We start from the raw sequence: 18,941 nt of genomic DNA on the forward strand, positions 1-18,941 counted from the left end.
CAAGACATCCCGAGGAGCTTTCATGGTTGACCTCGCACTGAGCAGTGACCAGCAGGACATCGTCGACCAGGCCCGCGCGGTCGCCCGCCGCTGCCTGGCCCCCCGCGCCGCCGAGCACGACCGCGACGCCGCCTTCCCCACGCAGAACTTCGCCGACCTCCACGACGCCGAACTCCTCGGCCTGCTCGTTCCCACCCGGTACGGCGGCACCGGCGCCGACCTCACCTCGTGGGGACTGGCCGTCGCCGAGCTCGCCGAAGCATGCGGATCCACCGCGCTGATCTACGCCATGCACTCCGGCGCCGCACGCCTCCTCGCCGCCGACGCCGCGACCAACCCCGTCGCCGAACGCGTCCTGAAGGAGGTCACCTCCGAAGGCAGGCTTCTCAGCTGGGGATTCTCCGAACCCGGCACCGGCGGCAACATCCTCAACCCGCAACTGCGCGCCACACCCGACGGCGACACGGTCCACCTGGCCGGCACCAAGGCGTTCTGCACCGGCGCCGGGCACGCCGACTACTACCTCATCAACGCCCACAGCGGCGAACCCGAGTTCCGCCGCAGCCAGACCATGGCCGTCATCCCCGCCGGCCACGACGGCCTCAGCGTCAAACGGACCTGGGACGCGATGGGCATGCGCGCCAACAGCGCCAACACCCTCCAGCTCGACTGCCGCATCCCCACCACCAACTGCGTCGGCGGCCCCGGCGGCGGCATGACCCGCCTCACCCACGCCCTGCCCGCCCTCATCCTCGGACTCGCCTCCGCCTCCCTCGGCATCGCCCGCGCCGCCCAGAACTTCGCCAACGACCACGTCATGCGCCGCAAACTCGCCCCCACCGGCCTGCCGTTGGCCGCCTTCCAGGGCGTACGCCTCCACGTCGCGGACATGGCCACCACCGTGCACACCGCACGCCTGTCCCTGCTGCACGGCGCGTGGACGGCCGAGAACGACCCCCTCGAAGCGCTCCCGGCGCTGAACATGACCAAGTACATCTGCAACAAGGCCGCCATCACGGTCGCCGACACCGCCATGCAGGTCACCGGCGGCCACGGCTTCCTGCGCGCCAACCCGCTCGAACGGCACTACCGCGACGCCCGCGCCGGCGCCGTCATGGGCGCCAACCTCGACGCCCTGCGCGACATGATCGGCAAAGCAGCCCTCGGCCTCGACCCGCGCAGCGACACCATCACCGCACCCACAGGAGAGAGCCGGCCGTGACCACCACACCCGCCGCTGCCACCCCGACCGACGACGAGCTGCTCACCGCCCTGCGCGAGGCCCTCACCGAGATCCTCGACCCGGCCGACCTCGCCCACGTCGACCTCGACCACCTCGACCGGACGACGCCGCTGCTCAGCCTGCCGCTCGACTCCATCACCCTGGTCGCCGCGATGAGCCGCATCGAGAGCGCCTTCCGGGTCTTCATCCCCGAGCAGAAGGCGTTCGCCTTCACCCACATCGGCGACCTCGCCGACTACGTCCGCGAGCGAGTGGCCGCCAAAGCCGCCCGCGCCGACAAGTGAAGGACCAGCCCATGGCCGTCACCACCGTCGACGACGCCGGTCTGCTCGACTACCACACCCTCGGCGAGCACACCGCGGGCATCACCTTCCTCGACTCCCGCGGCGTCACCGCATCCCTCACCTACCGTCAGCTCGACGACCAGGCCAGGAGGGCCGCGGGGGCGCTCCTGGCCCGCGGCCTGAGGCGGGGCGACCGAGTACTGCTGCCGCTGGGCACCGGCCCCGACCACCTGGCCGCCCTGTGGGGCTGCCTGCTGGCCGGCCTGGTCCCGTGCACCGTCGTCGTCCCGCCCAACCCGGGCGACACCACCGCGACCGGCACCCGCCAGTTCCGGGCCGTCGTCTCCGTCACCGAGCCCGCCGCCGTCATCACCGCCGACCGCGCCACCGCCGCCGCCCTCGCCACCGACGACGGTCCGCGCATTCTGACCGTGGCCGACCTCCGGCACCCGCCGGCAGGCCCGGAACAGCTCACCCCACCGCACCCGGACGACCCGCACCACATCCAGCTCACGTCCGGATCCACCAGCGCCCCCAAAGCAGCCGTCCTCACCTACGCCCAGGTCACCGCCAACGTACGCGCCATCCACCGCGCCCTGGAGCTGACACCCGAGCAGGACCGGGCGTGCCATTGGCTGCCGCTCCACCACGACATGGGCTTCATCCTGACCCTGTCCACCCTCGCCCGCGGCGTGCCGCTGGATCTGATGCCGTCCATCAGCTTTCTGCGCGACCCGCTGTCCTGGCTGCGGCACATCTCCGAACGAGGCGCGACCATCACCACGGCCCCGCCCTTCGGCTACCGCACCGCCACCGAACGCTTCCGCCGTACCCCCGACACCGACCTCGACCTGTCCAGCCTGCGACAGGCGTACGTCGGCGCCGAGCCGATCCCGCTCCAGGTCCTCACCGACTTCCACGACACCTTCGCCGGGCAGAACCTCGGCGAGGACGTGATCATCCCCTGCTACGGCATGGCCGAGACCGTCCTCGCCGCCACCATGTCCCTCGACCGGCGGCCGCCCGGCAGCCTGTCCTGGGGCCGGGTCAAGGCCCTGCGCCTGGATCGCGAGGACCTGCACCACCACACCAAGGTCACCGACGCGACCCATGACCGGTCCTCGATCACCGTCATCGCCTGCGGCCGGCCCGTCGGCGGCCTCACCGTCCACATCCGCACGCCCGAGGGAAAGGACTGCGGCGACGACGAGATCGGCGAGATCCACCTCCAGGGCGACTCCGTCATGGCCGGCTACCTCAGCCCCGGCGGCACCCCGAACCCAGTCCCCGACCGCACGCACGCCACCGGCGACCTCGGCTTCACCCGGGACGGCGACCTGTACATCGTCGGTCGCGTCAAAGAACTCCTCATCGTCAACGGCCGCAACCTGCCGCCGTACGACGTCGAAGAGACCATCGAGACCCACCCCGACATCGACGCCGGCAACAGCGCCGTCTTCTCCTGCACCGACGACGGTGGCGAACGCGTCATCGCCGTGATCGAAACCCGCCTGCGCCCCGACGAACACCACCGGCTCAAGCACGAAGCCGCGATGGCAGTCCGCCAGGCGTACGGATTCAACCTGCACGAGGTGATCGTGCTCCGGCGCGGCGGCATCCCCCGCACCACCAGCGGCAAGCGTCAACGAGGCCTTCTGCGCGCCGACTTCCTCACCGGGAGGCTGGCCTAGGGCCTTTCGTTTGGATCACGCCGGGCTCGCGAGCTCTGGCACCGCACCTCGCCGCGTTGTCGTCAGTCGCCAACGCTCCGCGTTGACTCCCTCCTCCGCCTTGCGATGCACAGCACCAGACCCCGCTCCCTGATCCGGCCTGATCCAAACGAAAGGCCCTAGATGCCACACAGCACCGTGCCCCGTCCAGCCCCGGCCCCCGGTTCAGCTGAGCAGGATCGGCAACAGGAGTTCCGCCGCGTCATGGGCGAACTGGCCGCCGGGGTCACGGTGCTGACCACCGCCTCCCCGCGCGGGCCCGTCGGCATCACGACCAGCGCAGTCACCTCGCTCTCCCTCGACCCGCTGCTCGTCCTGGCCTGCCTGGCCAACCAGTCCGGCACCCTCGCTCTCATCCGCGAACACGGCGCCTTCGCGGTGAACATTCTCGGCGCGACCATGGACCACACCTCCCAGGTGTTCGCCGAGAAGCCCCTCATGGAACGGTTCGCCGGCGTTGCGCACCACTACCAGGACACCGTGCCGGTCCTCGACGAAGCCGTCGCCTCCTTGACCTGCGCCGTCCACGCCACCCACCCCGGCGGAGACCACACCATCCTGATCGGGGCCGTCACCACCGCCGGCCACGGAAGCGGCGAGCCACTGCTGCGCCACCGCGGCACCTACCGCCGTCTCGCATGACAGGGCGGCGCGATCGCCGCCTCTCTCCGACCGGTCGACCACCGCCACACCGCCCCTGGGGGAAGACGGATGCCCTGGACACAGCACCACCTCCTGCCCCAAGTCGCCCTTCCACCCACCGGATATCGCCCGGCCGCCGGCCACATCGACGTGTGGACCCTGCACGCCGACCCGGACACCGCCGGACGGGCCCAACGCCTCACATCCCTGCTCGACGCCTCGGAACGTCATCGCGCGGACAGCTTCCTCAACGCCGACCGACGCGACACCTACGTCCTCGCGCACCTGGCCCTACGACTCGTCCTCGCCAACTGTCTCGGGATCGCACCGCAGGCGATCACCCTCTCGCGCGCGCTCTGTCCCTCCTGTCACAAGCCCCATGGCAGACCGACGCTTCCGCAGAGGGACCTGCACTTCTCCCTGTCCCGCACACGCAACAACCTCATGCTCGCCCTCGCCCGGACCCGGGTGGGTATCGATCTCGAGGCCGCCGACCGCGTCGATGCCGCCCTGCTGCGCCGTCTCCACCCGAACGAGCAGGAAACGATCCACCGACTGCCCCCGGCGCACCGCCCTCGGGCGCTGCTCGGTTGCTGGGTCCGCAAGGAGGCGTTCCTCAAGGCATACGGATCCGGCCTCGGGGCGGGCCACCTGCAGAGCGCGGACATCGGACCGGGTCCCGAATTCGGCGGTCGCAGCGCCGCTGTTCCCTCCGGCTGGCTTCTGACCCCGCTCGCCGCGCCTCCCGGGTATGCGGCCGCCGCAGCCTTGCAGTCCCGTACGACAGCCTCCCGGCCGCCGGCCGTCGCACATCACGGATGCGACCTGTGCAGCCATCCGGTTCACGCGGCCGATGCCGGCGCCGCGCTGTCCGCGTAGGGCGGCCTGCTCGAGGCACATCACGTATCCGTACCCGACATCCAAGGGCGACCATGACGACTGACGTACCGGAGTTCCTCAAGGTCTACACCCCGAGCAGGGGGCTGAAACGGATCACGCCGTTCTCCCGGACACCGGCGACCGGTCGTTACGGTGAGGCGTGGCACCTCGCGGCCCAGCGCTTTCCGAACCAGCGGATCATCCTGTCGCGGCCGGCGGACATCGCGCCCGACGCCGGCACTCATTTCAGCTACCGGCAGTGGGCCGCGCTGGTCGATGACGTGGCCGCTCGCCTCTACGCCGCCGGGGTGCGGCCGTGGGACCGAGTCGCGGTGATGAAGGCGAACCACCCCGACGTCCAGGTCGTCGGCTCGGCCGCGGCCCGCCTCGGCGCCATCCCCTTCCAACTGGCCTGGAACCACGGCAACGAGGTGGCCACCACGCTGCTGCGGCGGATGGAGCAGCCGTTCCTGGTGACCGACCCGCGTTGCCTGGAGATCGCCGAACTGGACGCGGAAGCGCTGGCGAAGCTGACCCGCAGGACCGTCGTCATCGGCGCCGGTGATGTGCTGCCCGACGGTGCCGTCTCCTTCGAGAGTCTGGCCGGCAGCCCCGCCGCGCCCGTCGAGCTGCGCGAGTTCGACGAGCCGATGGTCGCCACGCACACCTCGGGCACCACGGGCATCCCCAAGCTGGCGCTGCACAGCGCCGAGACGCTGCACTCCATCGCGCACGTCCAGACCGAGCGCTGGGGCGGGATGGGGTTCCGGCACAGCGACACGTTCGCCTTCTTCGACCCCTTCTTCCACCAGCACACGCTCACCGCTCTGTTCGCCATCGCCACGGTCGGGCCGAAGTACCTCGCGGTCTCGGACGTGCCCGACGACCGCATCGCGGATCTGCTCGCCGAGCACCGCCCGACGATCGTGGACATGCTCCCGAACATGTACCTGCGCCAGGAGCACCTGCTCGACGACCCGCGCAGGCTGTTCCGGCAGGTCCGCCTCTACATCAGCTCCTTCGACGCGGTGCACACGCGCTCGATCCGCGCGTTCCTCGACGCGTCGGACGCGAGGCTGCCGGTCTGGGTGCAGTCGTGGAGTCAGACGGAGAACGGCGGTCTCGTGCTACGGCCGTACGTCAAGTCGGTGGTGCGCGAAATCGGTCAGTTCCCGCCGCCCACCCAGTACATGGGCTGGCCGCTGCCCACGGTCGCCAAGATCCGGATCACCGACCCGGCCACCGGGAGGCAGCTTCCGAAGGGCACGGTGGGTCTGGTCGAGATCAGCCAGCCCGGCCGTTGCCTGACGTACGTCGGTGAGCAGGACCGCCACGACAACAAGGTCAGCGGATGGTGGTGGAACACCGGTGACCTCGGCGTCAAGTCGCGCAGCGGGATGATCCGGCTGGTCGACCGGGAGATCGACCGGATCGAGGGCACGAGCGGCATCGCCGTGGAGGACGTCCTGCTGGACCGGCTGCCCGAGACGAGCGAGGTGGTCGTGCTGGCCCGTCGTCAGGGGAAGCCCGGCGTCGTCTACTCCACCTACTCCGGCGCGGCGATCGATCCGCAGCGGTGGACTGCGGCGCTGAACGGTCTGCCTGATCTCGACAGCCCGATCCGCCTGGACTGGAGCGACATCCCCCGCACGGCCACCTGGAAGGTCAAGCGGGTGGCGCTGCGGCGGCAGCTGTTCGACGAGGCACCTGTCGGCACGGGTGACTGGAGCTGATCTCCCTCCGCGCCGGGCACCCGACCGCTCATAGAAACCGGAGACCTTTCGTGCCCAGGAACCAGAAGAGCCAGATCGTGCGGCGCCTCCAGGAGAACTGGAGCATGAAGATCCTCCGGGCCCTGGAGCTGGAAGGCAAGTCGCCGTACTTCCGTGCCATGCAGACGGCCAACTCCCCGCGGATCACGATGGACGGCCGCCCCCGCCTGATGCTGGGGTCCAATAATTACCTCGGCCTCGCCGACCACCCGCTGGTCATCGAGGGCGCGCGCAGGGCACTGGAGCGCTTCGGCGCCGGGTCCACCGGCAGCCGGCTGCTGAACGGCTCCATCGACCTGCACCGTGAACTCGAAGCCGAGATCGCCGATTGGTTCGGCATCGAGGACGCGATCGTGTTCACCACCGGTCACCAGGCGAACCTGGCGACCGTGGGCGCCCTGGTCGGCCGCGGTGACGTGATCGTCTCCGACTCCGACGCACACGCCTCGCTCCACGACGCGGCCAAGTTCACCGACGCGCAGTCCGTCCGGTTCCGTCACAACGACATCGACAGCCTCGTCGAGAAGCTGGCCACGGCCGGCAAGAGCGGCCGGCCGACCATGGTCACCGTGGACGGCGTGTACTCGATGGAAGGGGACCTGGCCCCGATCGACCAGGTCGCCGAGGTGTGCCTGGAGCACAGGGCGCTCCTGCTGGTCGACGAGGCGCATGCGGTCGGAGTGCTCGGCCCCCACCTGACCGGCGTCACCGAGCTCTACGGCAAGGCCGACAGGACACCGCTGCGCACCGGCACGTTCTCCAAGAGCATCGCCTCGACCGGTGGCTTCGTGGTGGGCTCGCACGACCTCGTCGACGCGATCCGGACGAACGGGCGGGCGTTCCAGTTCACCGCGGCGGGGGTGCCCGCCGCTGTCGGCGGCGCACTCGCCGCGGTCCGGCTCATCCGGTCCGCCGAGGGTCGGGAACGGGCCGATCGGTGCCTGGCGAACGCCCGATTCCTGCGGGACTCCCTTGCCTCGCTCGGAGTGCCGCTCGCCGCTCCAGCGGTCGGACCCGGCGGTGCCGAGACGGTGACGCCGATCGTGCCGGTACTCGTCGGGGAGTCCCTTCGGGCGTTCGCCACGTGGCACGAGCTGTACGAGCGCGGCGTCTTCGCCGCCCTCGCGCACTACCCCGCGGTACCGCTCGATCGGGCCATGCTGCGGCTGGCCGTGACCGCAGAGCACACCCTCGCCGACCTCGAAGAGGCGGCCGCCTCCCTCCACACCGTGCTGAAGCTGGATGCCGAGCACCAGCTCGTCGCCTGACAAGACACAGGGGAACCTCATGACCATGCGCATGATGGCGACGGAGCGCGCGGCGCTTGAACGCCACCTGCCAGGCCTGCGGAAGGAACTGGCCCGGCACAGCCTGCTCGACCTCGAGGCCCGCGACAGCGGGGTCATAGACATGTTCAAGAACTCGGACGCGCCCGCGCTGGTCGCGCCCGAGAAATGGGGTGGTCTTGGAGCGTCCGCTGTGGAGGCGACCCGCGTGCAGCGGGCCATCGGCGCCCTGTCACCGGCGCTCGGTGCCGCCACCACCATGCATCATCTGTCGATCGCCACGCTCATCGAGCACAGCGCCACCGGCTCCGACGACGAGAAGGAACTCCTCAAGGCCGTGGTAGCAGCGAGAATGCTGTTCTCCTCGGGCTTCTCGGAGGGCAACCCCGGCACCAGTGCGGCGAGTGCCTTCATGCCGACCGTGACGGCGCAGGCGGTCGAGAACGGTTTCACGGTCAACGGCCGGAAGCAGCCGTGCAGCCTGTCCGCGTCGATGGATCTGCTCACCGCCGGCGTCGTCGACGAGGCGACCGGCCGTCGCGGCGTCATCGTGGTGCCGGCCGCGTCCGAGGGGATAAGGGTCGAGCCGTTCTGGGACACCCACGTCCTGGCGGCCTCGCAGAGCGACACCGTGGTGCTCGAGGACGTGTTCGTGCCGTCGGACATGCTGTTCTGGAACGACGTCGACGACCCGACCGGCCGGCACGAGAAGACCGGCTACGTCTGGTTCGGCCTGTTGATCTCGGCCACCTACCTGGGAGCCGCGTCGCTGCTGCTCGAGCGGATGCTGGCGAGCCCGACGACCAGCCCGATGCTCTACACCGACGCCGCGTGCGAGATCGAGACGTCGATGGCGGCACTCGAGGCCATCGCCCGCGCCTTCGACGAGGGCGATCGGTCGGACGAACTCAGCGCGCGCGTGCTGTTCGTACGGGAGGGGATCCGGCACGGCATCAAGCGGGCCGCGTCGACGGCGGTGGACGCGCTGGGCGGCATCGCCTTCATCAAGTCGCCCGAGATCGCCTACCTGCTGGCAGCGGTGCAGGCGGCCGGCTTCCACCCCCCGTCCCGCAGGGCCACCGCGAACACTCTGCACGCGTACCACGCGGGCACCGGCACGGTGACGCTGAGCTGACCGGACTCCCCTCCTCCCCCAGCCGCCCCGGTGCGGAACAGGTGGTTCGCCGGTTCCGCCGGCGAACCCCTGACGAGAGGCCGGAGCCTAGCTCAGCGTCTGTACCGCAGCCGCGTCGTACGGCTTGAGCTCGTCGGTCCGCCCTGCCAGGACCTTGGCTGCCCACTCCGGGTCCTGGAGCAGTGCGCGGCCGACGGCCACCATGTCGAACTCCTCGCGCTCCAAGCGGTCGAGGAGGTCGTCGATGCCCTGGACGGGAGCGCCTTCGCCCGCGAAGGCGTGGATGAAGTCGCCGTCGAGGCCGACCGATCCGACGGTGAGGGTGGGCTTGGCGGTGAGCTTCTTGGTCCAGCCCGCCAGGTTCAGGTCCGAGCCGTCGAACTCGGGGATCCAGTGGCGGCGGGTGGAGGCGTGGAAGGCGTCGACGCCGGCCGCGGCGAGGGGGGCCAGGATCGCCTCCAGCTCCTGCGGGGTCTGGGCGAGCCGCGCGTCGTAGGCGTCCTGCTTCCACTGCGAGAAGCGGAAGATCACGGGGAACTCGGACGATACGGTCTCGCGGACCGCGGTCACGATCTCGGCCGCGAACTTCGTACGGGCCACCGGGTCGCCGCCGTAGGCGTCGGTACGGCGGTTCGTCCCCGCCCAGAGGAACTGGTCGATGAGGTAGCCGTGGGCACCGTGCAGTTCGATGCCGTCGAAGCCGATGCGCTCGGCGGCCGCGGCGGCTTCGGCGAAGGCGCCGATGACGTCGTCCAGGTCGCTCCGGGTCATCGCCCTGCCCGTGCCCTCGGTGCCGTCGGGACGGATTCCGGAGGGGCCGATCGCCGGGGCGTCGGCGTAGGGCGCCTGCCCCTGCCGCCGCACCATGCCGATGTGCCACAGCTGCGGCACGATCGTGCCGCCCGCCGCGTGCACGGCTTCGGCGACCGCGGCCCACCCCGCCAGCTGCTCCTCGCCGTGAAACCGCGGCACACGGTCGCTCTGGCCGGCCGACTCGTGGCCGACGTACGTGCCCTCCGTGACGATCAGGCCCACGCCGGCGGCGGCGCGGCGGGCGTAGTACGACCGCACGTCCTCACCGGGGACTCCACCGGGAGAGAACATGCGCGTCATCGGCGCCATCGCGATGCGGTTCGGGACGGTCAGGCCGTTCAGCGTGACGGGCCGGGACAGGATCTCGGCCGCGCGGGAGGTGGGGGACGCGGTGACGGTCACAGGGACGCTCCTCGGGGCGATTACTTGACAACCTTGATGCTTGAGAACTTCATGCAACGTGAGGACCGTAAAGGCCGATGCTTGAGGTAGTCAAGTATTTCCGGTTAGAGTGGCTCCCATGAAAGAAGCTCCCCGCGCCGACACGGCCCAGCTCATGGAGCTGCTCTCCGTGGCGCTCGGTGTCTACTACGGTGACTTCACCGTCGCCGCGGCGAGCGAGAACCTCACGGTGAGCCAGGGCAAGGCCCTGACCGTGCTACGCCGGGGACCGGCCGCGATGCGCGCACTGGCCGAGACCATGACCTGCGACGCCTCCAACATGACCGGGATCATCGACCGGCTGGAGAAGCGCGGCCTGGTGCGCCGCGAAGCCGCCGCCTCCGACCGGCGTGTCAAGAACGTCATCCTCACCGCCGAGGGCGAGCGCGTCACCGACGCGATCCGCGCGAAGATGCTCACCACGCAGGAGGGCCTGAACAGGCTCGACGACAAGGACCGGGAGTTCCTGTACACCCTGCTGGAACGGGTCTTCGTCTGCCCTCCCGCCGTCTGACCCGACCCCGTACGCCTCCCTTCTTCCCAGCGACAGCCCCGCTCGTGTTCAGCTCCCTCTCGCTCGCGCCACGGGGCCGTCCGTACGGACCAGCCGTCATCCGCACGGGCCCTGCCAAGCGCCACACCCCCACCAGAGAGCCGGCCGCGTCACTCCCCTGCGGCTCCACGGCCGGAGCGTCGCCGACTACACAGTCCGCTCCACGGCCGCGGTGCAGGAGTTCAGCGGGTCACGTCCGCACAGCCGCGACCTCACTGCCTCCGGGGATGCAGCAGCCCTCCACACGCCGGGCCCGTGGTCTCGCCGGGTCCGGCGGGTTTCACAGCCACCCTGGAGGCGTTAGGGACGCGTCAGGATTTGGCGGGTCAGGAGGCCGGGAGAGGTGGCGTGGTGACGCCCCGGTGCTGGGGCATGAGAGCCATGGCATGGCTCTGACCGGGGCTTTCCCTGTGGCAACGTGGCTTGTTCGGTCTCAAGGCAGGGCATGTGAGGGGGCGGCCTGTCCGGTGCGAGTCCGCGTCGTAGGCAGGCTCATACTCGATGAGCGCTGTGAGGCCCCCGCGCTGGTGGCCGTGAATGAGCGGGCCGGAAGGGTTGATGGGGGATATGAGGGACGCGGATCAGGCGGGTATGCCCGAGGTGGTGGACAGTCCCGCTCTGCGGGCTCAGCCGTCGGGCGGGCTGGGGCGGTGGATGCTGCGGCACCAAGTGCAGCCGGTGGGCCCAGCGGCGGGTGGGGGGCATGCTGAGCCGCATCCGTGGTGGAAGGTGATGTGCCTGACCGGGGTCGACTACTTCTCCAGCCTGGCCTATGTGCCTGCGATCGCCGCTCTGGCCGCGGGGGCGGTCTCGCCGTTGGCGACGCTGCTGATCGTGGCCCTGACGCTGCTGGGGATGTTGCCGATGTACCGGCGGGTGGCGAAGGAGAGCCCGCACGGCGCCGGTTCGGTGGCGATGCTGGAGGACCTGCTGCCGTTCTGGTGGGGCAAGCTGTTCGTGCTGGTCCTGCTCGGTTTCGTGGCCACCTCGTGGATCATCACCATTACCCTCTCCACGGCGGATGCCTCCGTGCACGTGGTGGAGAACCCCTTCTTCCCTGCGGTGCTGCACGGGCACGAGGTCGCGCTTACAGTGGCGCTGCTGTTGGTGCTGGGCGGGGTCTTCCTGCTCGGGTTCAGTGAAGCGGTCAGTGTGGCTATCCCCTTGGTTGCCGTCTTCCTCGCCCTGAATGCGGTCGTCATCGGCATCGGCCTGGTTCATGTGTTCACCACCCCGGGGGCCTGGTCGGCGTGGACCGATGCCCTCGCAGCGGGCGGAGGCGACTTCGGTGACTTGGTGGGCCCGGCGCTGTTGGCCTTCCCCCTCCTGGTGCTGGGTCTGTCGGGCTTCGAGACCGGCGTGAGCATGATGCCGCTCGTCGCCACCGAGGGGGATGATGCCGAGCAGCGACTGCGCTCGCGGATCCGCAACACCCGCAGGCTGCTGACCACCGCCGCGCTCATCATGAGTGTCTACCTGCTGTCCGCCAGCTTCGTGACCACCCTCCTCATCCCGCAGGAACTCTTTGAACCGGGCGGAGCAGCCAACGGCCGCGCCCTGGCATGGCTGGCCCACGAGCACGTCGGAGAGGCGTTCGGCACTGTCTACGACATCAGCACCATCCTGATCCTGTGGTTCGCCGGCGCATCCGCCATGGCAGGACTGGTCAACATCGTCCCCCGCTACCTGCCCGACTACGGCATGGCCCCCGAATGGGGACGCGCCGTGCGCCCCGTCGTGATCGTCTACACCATCCTGTGCGTCGGCATCACCATCGCCTTCAACGCTGACGTCGACGAACAGGCCGGCGCCTACGCCACCGGCATCCTCGCCATGATGGTCTCGGGCGCCTTCGCCGTCACCGTGTCGGTGGCCCGCCACCGACGACGCGCCACCACCGTCGGCTTCGGCCTGCTCACGGCCGTGCTGCTCTACGCCCTGATCGCCAACATCATCGACAAGCCCGACGGCATCGTCATTTCCGCGTTCTTCATCGCCGGAATCGTCATCGTGTCGCTGATCTCCCGGGTCTCACGCACCACCGAACTGCGCGCCGACCGTCTCGTCTTCGACGAGGCCGCCCGCCGGTTCATCGACGCGACCCTCGCCCACGACGGTGCCATCAACATCATCGCCAACCGCCGCCAGGCCGGTGACGTCGCCGAGTACCGCGACAAGGAACGCGAACAGCGCGGCGTCAACCCGGTGCCCGGCCGCGCCGACGTCCTCTTTCTGGAAATCGACGTGGTCGACCCCTCCGACTTCAGCGAAACCCTCACCATCCACGGCGTCGATGTCGACGGCTACCGGATTCTGCGCGCCGAGGCGCCGGCTGCACCGAACGCCATCGCCGCGATCCTGCTGGCCTTGCGCGATGCCACCGAGGTGCAGCCCCACTGCTACTTCGCCTGGGCCGAGGGCAGCCCGCTGGTGCACATGGTCCGTTACTTCCTCCTGGGACGCGGTGACACCGCTCCGGTCACCCGCGAGATCATCCGCAGTCACGAACCCGATCCCGCTCGCCGCCCCGGCATCCACGTCGGAGGCTGACCAGCCGCGGCCCTCCATGCCGCTTGCGGGGCCGCTAACGAAGGGCTGCCAGACCAAGATTGCCGCACAGGCGGGACGGCGCGGGGTCCGTGGAGCTGAGCGAAGCTGAGCCGGCGTCGGTTGAGGGGGCCGAGAACCCCGACATCGCGGTGACCCACTTGCCCGGCGCTGCCTTCTGGTGACACATGTCCCGGACGAGGATCCGAATCTGCAACCGACCGTCCGCGTCTGGAGCCCGGACGAGCGCGTCGTCCCCTACGAGGTCATGCGCTGGTACATGGAGCAGGTGGCCGATCAGGTCGAACGCTGCCGCATCGCGTTCGAGCAGGGGGAACCTGAAGCAGTGGAATGATCACGAAGTGAACGGTGTGATCACGGTGTCGGAGCCTTCCTGGATAGCCCCGTTCCGCGTCCGCACCTGCGCGACGCAGCACCGCCACCAGCTTCCCGGAAGCACGCGGGCTCAGCCCGGAGGTATGCACGGCGACGACAGTGTGGCCGGCCATCGGCCGACCGTGCGGACCGTTTCCGGGAGGCATCGGCGCCTCTCACCTGATCGCCCGCAGGATCGTTCGGGAAGTCGTCAACCGGTCGCGTGTGACGACGCGTCCGTAGCCGCTCGTCTCAGAGGAGGCGAGCGGCGATGGCCAGGGTGTCGTCCTTGTGCAGGGCGTCGGTGAGGATGTCGCGGGCCAGGGCGGCGGGAAGGTGATCAGTGGGCAGGTTCCGGTGGCGCCGGGTGGCTTCCAGCAGGCGCTCTTCTCCCTCGCAGGAGTTCCTGCGGCTTTCCGTGAGGCCGTCGGTATAGAGGATGAGCAAGTCGTCTCGCTTCAGCTGCGCGGAGACGACCCGTTCGCTGCCGGGCAGGGGGTAGCCGATGCCGCGGCCGCGGGCTTCGAGGTAGGTGGCCGTGCCGTCTGCGCGGACGAGGAGCGCCGGTGGGTGGCTTCCGTTGGCGAGGCTGACCGCACCCGTCGCGGGGTTCAGCCGTGTGAGGAGGACCGTGGCCATGACGCTCTGGTCGAAGGGCGCGAGGATGTGGTCCGTGCGTGCCACGATGCTGTCGAGGGGGTGGCCCTCGAGAGCCAGGGTCCGTACGGCGTGTGTGACGGTGAGAGCGGTGCGCGTGCTGGTGATGCCGTGACCGAGGGCATCGACGATGGTGATGTGGACCGTTCCATCCGGCAGCTCGAACCAGTCGTAGAGGTCTCCGCCGGTCGGCTGGTCGGTGCCGGCGGGGGCGTAGTGCACAGCCAGCTCGAGGCCGTCGACGTGCATGGGGTGCGGGCGCAGGGCGTCTTCGAGTGCGCGCAGGGTGCGGCCGTGGGCGCGGCGTAGCTCTTCATCCTGCTCTTCAAGCTGTACGTACAGGGCGAGGACTCCGCTGTTGGTCTCGGCCAGCTCGTGCTTGAGTCTGCGGTGTTCGGCGGTGAGGCTGTCGGCTCTGGCGAGCGCTGTGCGCAGTTCCTCTTCGATCAGGGCGAGGTCGGAGTCGTCGGTCTCTGGGCAGGTCGGGGACGAGCCGGGAGACGGTTTTCCGGGGCGGCGGCCGGGTGCAGGCAGCCGGGTGCGCAGGGGCGCCGGGGCCGGAGGGGTGGGTACGCGCCAGACCATGGTGCCGTCGGTGGTGGTCTCCGCGGGGAGCGGGAGGTGCTCCTTTGCCGGCGGGCTCAGGGCACCGCGGCGCGGCGGGTGCAGGGTGAGGGTCAGCCGGCCGGCGCCGCTGTCCGTTGTCTCGTGTGTGGAGGTGAGGGTGACGATGTGGCCGGCGCCGAGGGGCGTGGCGGCTGCTTCGCTCAGGGACAGGACGAGGCGGGCTCGGTCGTCCGGGGGCAAGCGGTGGGCGAGTGCGATGCTTCGCACTCCGCGCCGTAGAGCGGTCGGCGTACGGAAGGTGTCACTGGTCATGGAGTTCCCGGGTGGGGGCCGAGGACCAGGACGGTGGCGTCGTCACGGCTTCGGCGACGTGTGTGGACCAGTGAGGCTGCGAGCAGGGTGGGGGGCAGCGTCAGCTGGACGGTTGAGGGGGTGTGTGTCCATCGAGGATCGATGCCGTCGGTGTACAGGACCACGCGTGCGTGCCGGGGCAGGGCGAAGGTTCGGCTCACTGTCCGGGGATGGTGGTATCCGACGATGCCGGCGTCTCCCGTGAGTTGCCGGTGAACGCCTTGGGGTGTGAGGACGGCGGCTCGGATGTTTCCGACGCCGCAGTACTCGGCGGTCCCGGCCGCTGTCCTGATGGCTGCGGCGGCCGCGCCTCGGGTGTGCCGCAGCGCTCTGTGCAGGGCGCTGATGATGTCGGGAAGGGGCGCGTCGGAACAGGAGTGGAAGGTCCGCAGTGCGCGCTGGGTTGCTGCCGCCGCGTCCGGTCCGTGTCCTAGCCCGTCGATGACGAGCCCTGTCCGTACGTCGTCGTGTTCGGCGAGGGCGTATCCGTCGCCGCAGGCCGTGTGGCCGTCGGCGGGCAGGCACAGGGCGCCGACGTCGGTCGGCGGCCGTGGGGCGTGGGGCGCTCTGAGCTGGGCGTGCGCGAGGGTGCCGTGGCCTGCGTCGGAGCGGATCGTGAATGCGGTGGCGATGCGGTGTACCGCGCCCAGCCCGGCTCCGAGTGTCCTGGTCGTGCTGAAGCCGTCGGTGAGGCTGAGGCCGATGTCGCCGATGCCGGGACCCTGGTCCACCGCGATGACGTCGAGGCCCCGCTCCAGGGGTGAGGGCTGGAGGAAGACCGCTCCGTCGTACGCGTGCTTGCTGATGTTGCTGGCGAGTTCGCTCGCGAGGACGGCTGCCTGGTCGGGGAGCGCTCCGGGCATCCGGCATTGCCACGCGAGGGCCCGGGCCTGGTCGGCGGCCGTCTGGACGGCGCTGTGATGGTCGATGGGGACGTGGAGTGTCCCTCCGGCCGATGCGGGGGTCACCGTCGCGTGTTCCAGCGCAGAGCGATGACGGTCGTGCCCTCGCCTGGTGTGGTGTGGACGTGGAATTCGTCCATGAGACGGCGGGCCCCGCCGAGCCCGTGGCCCAGGCCGGCGCCTGTGGTGTATCCGTCGACGAAGGCGGCCTCGAGGTCGGCGATGCCGGGGCCTTGGTCGGTGACGTAAAGCTTCAGTCCTTGCCGTCCCTCCTGCTGGACGTGCTCGAGGGCGAGGAAGCCTCCGCCGCCGTGGACGTACGCGTTGCGAGCGAGCTCGCTTGCGGCTGTCACGATGCGTGTCTGGTCGACCAGGCCGAATCCGCCGCGCACGGTGGCTTCGCGTACGGCGTGGCGGGCGGTGAGCAGGTCTTCCTCGGCACGGATCTGGTGGGTCACGCGGTCGGGATGGGGGTGCGGTGAGCAGGGTGTGGCATCGGTCAGGGTGGTGCGGCGTGACTGGGGGGAATCACCGTAGAGCGTCATCTGCTGCCCCCTTTGGGGGGTAAGGGGCTTGCTGCCAGCCGAGTGCGATCATGCCCTGTTCCGCGTTCAGGGTGGTCTCGACACCGGAGAGGCGCAGGCCTAGTTCGACCAGCGTGATGGCCACGGCCGGCCTCATGCCGGCCACGATGACCCGGGCGCCGAGGAGCCGGGCGGTGGTCGCCAGTTCCATCAGGGTCCGTGCCACGAAGGAGTCGACGAGCTCCAGACGTGAGATGTCGATGAGAACGCCTCGCGCGCGATCGGTGACGATGCGTTCGGTGAGTTCTTCGGTGAAGGCGACGGCGCCCTTGTCGTCGAGTTCGTCGAGCAGTCCGGTGACGAGGACGTCGCCCAGGCGCAGGATCGGTACGCCGCCACTCACAGGGCCGCCGCGGGGGCGGGCTGCCGTGGCGCCGGCTGGTCGGTCATCGTGATGGCGGCGGCGAGGGCATCGGCGAGCGTCGCGCGGGTCAGGATGGCGGAGAGGTCGATGCCGAGCTGGGCGATGATCTGTGCGATCGGCGGGCGGATGCCGCTGATCACGCAGTCGGCGCCCATGAGCCTTACCGCGTTGACGGTCTGCATCAGGTGGTGGGCGACAGCGGTGTCCACGGTGGGTACGCCGGTGATGTCGATGATGGCGACCTGCGCCTCTTCGCGCTGGATGGCTTCCAGCAGGTTTTCCATGACCACTTGGGTGCGTGTGGTGTCGAGGTTGCCGATCAGGGGGACGGCCAGCACCCGGTCCCACAGGCGCACCACCGGAGTGGACAGTTCCAGGAGCTGCCGGCTCTGGCGGCGGATGATCTCCTCACGGCCTTCGACATACGTGGAGAAGGACAGGGCGCCGGCGGCGTCCAGCAGACGGTTGATGAAGAGAGCTGCCTGGAGCAGGGCGGCGGGGTCGCGCGTGTCGTGTTGCACCGCCTCGAGGAGTGCCTCCTTGAGGGCGAGGACCGCCAGCGAGGTCCCTGTGGGGCTCGCCCCTGCGCGGGCCCGGCGCAGAGACAGGTCGGTGATGGCCTGCCGCAGACCCGGGTGGGCGCCCACCACGCGTTCGGCGGGCTGGTCTCCTTCGAGTCCGGCACGCAGCGCGTCAACCAGGAGGTCGGCCTCCTCGCGGAGTTCGGCCTCGGTGATGCCGGTCCCGAGGACCGCTCGCTCCAGCTGCAGCTGGACCCAACGATCGGCTACCTCTTCGCTCCGTGCGCGCAGAGCTCCCTCTATGTGGAGCCGGGCCTCAGGCTCTGTGGTGTTCATTCCTCCGCCTTCGCAATTGTTGTTGCGCGGCAAATGTTAGCCGAGGGACACCTTTCGGGGGAAGGCAGGCAGGCGCCGGGGCACTGCCGCAACGCCCTCGGGCCGCCGGGAGGGCCGGCAACACCCGTGGAGACATTCGGCGGCCCGGGGCTTCCACCGAGACAACGGGCAGGCCGAAGGTCCATCCGGCGCGGCCGGGCGTTCGGGCGCAGGGCGGGCCTACCGGGCCGCTGCGGCGCGTGGTTTCCGCCACGCGGGGCGAGGAGTGCCCCGGATGAGCCGCGGTCTTCGCGCGTGCCCGCGTACAGGCATGCAGATCGCGCCGGGGGGCACGAGAGCGGGAAGCGCAGGCATCGAAGCAGAGCAGTCATGGACGATACCGAGGCACGAGCACAACCGAACGGCAGCGGAGGAGCGACCGCGGCGGGAGATACGTCCGCTGCCGTGGCGTCCGCCTTGGTCGCCCTGTCGGAGGACGCCGCTCTTCAGGCCCCTGGTTTCGCCATGCCTCCCGCCATGCGGGCTCTGACCGCCCTGGCGACCGGGGCGCCGATTTCAGCCGGCGCCCTCGCCCGCATCCTCGGCGTCACCCCGGCCACCATGAGCCGCATCTGCGGACGTCTCGAGGCCGCGGGCCTGCTGGCACGGGTCAGCGACGCACACGACCGCCGCAGGACCCTTCTCGATCTGACTCCCGCGGGCGAGGCTGCGGCCCGCGGCATACGAGACCGGCACGCGCGGGCACTGGCGGCATCCCTGCCCTCCGAGTGCGGAAGCGAGGATGTGCGGCACGCGTTGGAGGCTGTGCGCGACCGGTTGCGCCGGACCACGGCGGCCTCCGAGCGATCACTTCCTGCGTCGGACGAGCCGCGCCGCATGTGACGCAAACCGCCACGGGTCAACCGTTGCCTGTCGACAACATTTGACGTTTGACAAACGTGGGCACGAGGAAACAATCT

18 protein-coding genes are annotated in these 18,941 nt (G+C 70.0%); 12 read left to right on the forward strand and 6 right to left on the reverse strand.

What is annotated here, in order from left to right; genetic code table 11:
* Positions 1 to 22: 22 nt before the first annotated feature.
* The 8 genes from ACZ6RC_RS11400 (at position 23) to ACZ6RC_RS11435 (ending at position 8,971) form a co-directional block, all read left to right on the forward strand.
* Positions 23 to 1,222 (forward strand): acyl-CoA dehydrogenase family protein, encoded by a 1,200-nt coding sequence (locus tag ACZ6RC_RS11400; RefSeq protein ID WP_391134566.1) that lies wholly within the window; start codon positions 23 to 25, stop codon positions 1,220 to 1,222.
* Positions 1,219 to 1,527 (forward strand): acyl carrier protein, encoded by a 309-nt coding sequence (locus ACZ6RC_RS11405; RefSeq protein WP_391134569.1) that lies wholly within the window; start codon positions 1,219 to 1,221, stop codon positions 1,525 to 1,527. Before ACZ6RC_RS11400 ends, ACZ6RC_RS11405 begins: the two co-directional genes overlap by 4 nt.
* An 11-nt stretch (positions 1,528 to 1,538) precedes the next feature.
* Positions 1,539 to 3,218, forward strand: a complete 1,680-nt coding sequence (locus tag ACZ6RC_RS11410) for an AMP-binding protein (protein WP_469581202.1) — start codon at positions 1,539 to 1,541, stop codon at positions 3,216 to 3,218.
* Positions 3,219 to 3,461: 243 nt separating this feature from the next.
* The gene (locus ACZ6RC_RS11415; RefSeq protein WP_469581206.1) at positions 3,462 to 3,899 is read left to right on the forward strand and encodes a flavin reductase family protein; all 438 of its coding nucleotides are present in this window, start codon (positions 3,462 to 3,464) and stop codon (positions 3,897 to 3,899) included.
* Positions 3,900 to 3,968: 69 nt separating this feature from the next.
* Positions 3,969 to 4,778: a 4'-phosphopantetheinyl transferase family protein gene (locus tag ACZ6RC_RS11420; RefSeq protein ID WP_469581208.1), complete on the forward strand. Its 810-nt coding sequence runs from the start codon at positions 3,969 to 3,971 to the stop codon at positions 4,776 to 4,778.
* Between the two features lie 53 nt (positions 4,779 to 4,831).
* Positions 4,832 to 6,511 carry a class I adenylate-forming enzyme family protein gene (locus tag ACZ6RC_RS11425; protein ID WP_469581211.1) on the forward strand — a complete coding sequence of 560 codons (1,680 nt, stop codon included), beginning with the start codon at positions 4,832 to 4,834 and terminating at the stop codon, positions 6,509 to 6,511.
* A 50-nt stretch (positions 6,512 to 6,561) separates the two neighbouring features.
* The gene (locus ACZ6RC_RS11430; RefSeq protein ID WP_469581213.1) at positions 6,562 to 7,818 is read left to right on the forward strand and encodes an aminotransferase class I/II-fold pyridoxal phosphate-dependent enzyme; all 1,257 of its coding nucleotides are present in this window, start codon (positions 6,562 to 6,564) and stop codon (positions 7,816 to 7,818) included.
* 19 nt (positions 7,819 to 7,837) lie between these two features.
* Positions 7,838 to 8,971 (forward strand): acyl-CoA dehydrogenase, encoded by a 1,134-nt coding sequence (locus ACZ6RC_RS11435; RefSeq protein WP_469581216.1) that lies wholly within the window; start codon positions 7,838 to 7,840, stop codon positions 8,969 to 8,971.
* Positions 8,972 to 9,058: 87 nt separating this feature from the next.
* On the opposite strand, the gene ACZ6RC_RS11440 is transcribed toward ACZ6RC_RS11435, so the two are convergent.
* Positions 9,059 to 10,186: an NADH:flavin oxidoreductase gene (locus ACZ6RC_RS11440; RefSeq protein WP_469581219.1), complete on the reverse strand. Its 1,128-nt coding sequence runs from the start codon at positions 10,184 to 10,186 to the stop codon at positions 9,059 to 9,061.
* A gap of 118 nt (positions 10,187 to 10,304) precedes the next feature.
* On the opposite strand from ACZ6RC_RS11440, the gene ACZ6RC_RS11445 reads away from it, so the two are divergent.
* From ACZ6RC_RS11445 to ACZ6RC_RS11455, 3 genes are all read left to right on the forward strand, one after another.
* A complete protein-coding gene (locus tag ACZ6RC_RS11445) occupies positions 10,305 to 10,739 on the forward strand; it encodes a MarR family winged helix-turn-helix transcriptional regulator (RefSeq protein ID WP_469581222.1) in 435 nt (144 codons plus the stop codon).
* Between the two features lie 630 nt (positions 10,740 to 11,369).
* Positions 11,370 to 13,328, forward strand: a complete 1,959-nt coding sequence (locus tag ACZ6RC_RS11450; RefSeq protein ID WP_391134596.1) for an APC family permease — start codon at positions 11,370 to 11,372, stop codon at positions 13,326 to 13,328.
* A 178-nt stretch (positions 13,329 to 13,506) separates the two neighbouring features.
* Positions 13,507 to 13,680 carry a hypothetical protein gene (locus ACZ6RC_RS11455; protein WP_469582888.1) on the forward strand — a complete coding sequence of 58 codons (174 nt, stop codon included), beginning with the start codon at positions 13,507 to 13,509 and terminating at the stop codon, positions 13,678 to 13,680.
* Positions 13,681 to 13,952: 272 nt separating this feature from the next.
* Here the strand turns inward: ACZ6RC_RS11455 and ACZ6RC_RS11460 are convergent, their stop codons facing one another.
* The 5 genes from ACZ6RC_RS11460 to ACZ6RC_RS11480 all read right to left on the reverse strand — a co-directional run bounded on the left by ACZ6RC_RS11460 (position 13,953) and on the right by ACZ6RC_RS11480 (position 17,982).
* Complete coding sequence (locus ACZ6RC_RS11460; protein WP_469581226.1) at positions 13,953 to 15,236, reverse strand: PP2C family protein-serine/threonine phosphatase; 1,284 nt, start codon at positions 15,234 to 15,236, stop codon at positions 13,953 to 13,955.
* The gene (locus tag ACZ6RC_RS11465) at positions 15,233 to 16,243 is read right to left on the reverse strand and encodes a SpoIIE family protein phosphatase (RefSeq protein WP_469581228.1); all 1,011 of its coding nucleotides are present in this window, start codon (positions 16,241 to 16,243) and stop codon (positions 15,233 to 15,235) included. The genes ACZ6RC_RS11460 and ACZ6RC_RS11465 overlap by 4 nt, the downstream gene beginning before the upstream one ends.
* Complete coding sequence (locus ACZ6RC_RS11470) at positions 16,240 to 16,635, reverse strand: anti-sigma regulatory factor (RefSeq protein WP_453611058.1); 396 nt, start codon at positions 16,633 to 16,635, stop codon at positions 16,240 to 16,242. Before ACZ6RC_RS11470 ends, ACZ6RC_RS11465 begins: the two co-directional genes overlap by 4 nt.
* Before the next feature lie 70 nt (positions 16,636 to 16,705).
* Positions 16,706 to 17,104 (reverse strand): STAS domain-containing protein, encoded by a 399-nt coding sequence (locus tag ACZ6RC_RS11475; RefSeq protein ID WP_391134610.1) that lies wholly within the window; start codon positions 17,102 to 17,104, stop codon positions 16,706 to 16,708.
* Complete coding sequence (locus ACZ6RC_RS11480) at positions 17,101 to 17,982, reverse strand: STAS domain-containing protein (RefSeq protein ID WP_453611060.1); 882 nt, start codon at positions 17,980 to 17,982, stop codon at positions 17,101 to 17,103. The genes ACZ6RC_RS11475 and ACZ6RC_RS11480 overlap by 4 nt, the downstream gene beginning before the upstream one ends.
* Before the next feature lie 369 nt (positions 17,983 to 18,351).
* Here ACZ6RC_RS11480 and ACZ6RC_RS11485 point away from each other — a divergent pair, with 369 nt between their 5' ends.
* The gene (locus tag ACZ6RC_RS11485) at positions 18,352 to 18,864 is read left to right on the forward strand and encodes a MarR family winged helix-turn-helix transcriptional regulator (protein ID WP_469581234.1); all 513 of its coding nucleotides are present in this window, start codon (positions 18,352 to 18,354) and stop codon (positions 18,862 to 18,864) included.
* The last annotated feature ends 77 nt before the right edge of the window (positions 18,865 to 18,941 follow it).

Source organism: Streptomyces sp. NPDC048353, from assembly GCF_055587165.1.

What these genes read in the sequence shown, in the direction of transcription:
- ACZ6RC_RS11450 (WP_391134596.1), top strand. Translation starts at nt 11,370, where the DNA reads ATGCCCGAGGTGGTGGACAGTCCCGCTCTGCGGGCTCAGCCGTCGGGC.
- ACZ6RC_RS11410 (WP_469581202.1), top strand. Translation starts at nt 1,539, where the DNA reads ATGGCCGTCACCACCGTCGACGACGCCGGTCTGCTCGACTACCACACC.
- ACZ6RC_RS11400 (WP_391134566.1), top strand. Translation starts at nt 23, where the DNA reads ATGGTTGACCTCGCACTGAGCAGTGACCAGCAGGACATCGTCGACCAG.
- ACZ6RC_RS11485 (WP_469581234.1), top strand. Translation starts at nt 18,352, where the DNA reads ATGGACGATACCGAGGCACGAGCACAACCGAACGGCAGCGGAGGAGCG.
- ACZ6RC_RS11425 (WP_469581211.1), top strand. Translation starts at nt 4,832, where the DNA reads ATGACGACTGACGTACCGGAGTTCCTCAAGGTCTACACCCCGAGCAGG.
- ACZ6RC_RS11415 (WP_469581206.1), top strand. Translation starts at nt 3,462, where the DNA reads ATGGGCGAACTGGCCGCCGGGGTCACGGTGCTGACCACCGCCTCCCCG.
- ACZ6RC_RS11460 (WP_469581226.1), bottom strand. Translation starts at nt 15,236, where the DNA reads ATGACCAGTGACACCTTCCGTACGCCGACCGCTCTACGGCGCGGAGTG.
- ACZ6RC_RS11420 (WP_469581208.1), top strand. Translation starts at nt 3,969, where the DNA reads ATGCCCTGGACACAGCACCACCTCCTGCCCCAAGTCGCCCTTCCACCC.
- ACZ6RC_RS11435 (WP_469581216.1), top strand. Translation starts at nt 7,838, where the DNA reads ATGACCATGCGCATGATGGCGACGGAGCGCGCGGCGCTTGAACGCCAC.
- ACZ6RC_RS11480 (WP_453611060.1), bottom strand. Translation starts at nt 17,982, where the DNA reads ATGAACACCACAGAGCCTGAGGCCCGGCTCCACATAGAGGGAGCTCTG.
- ACZ6RC_RS11445 (WP_469581222.1), top strand. Translation starts at nt 10,305, where the DNA reads ATGAAAGAAGCTCCCCGCGCCGACACGGCCCAGCTCATGGAGCTGCTC.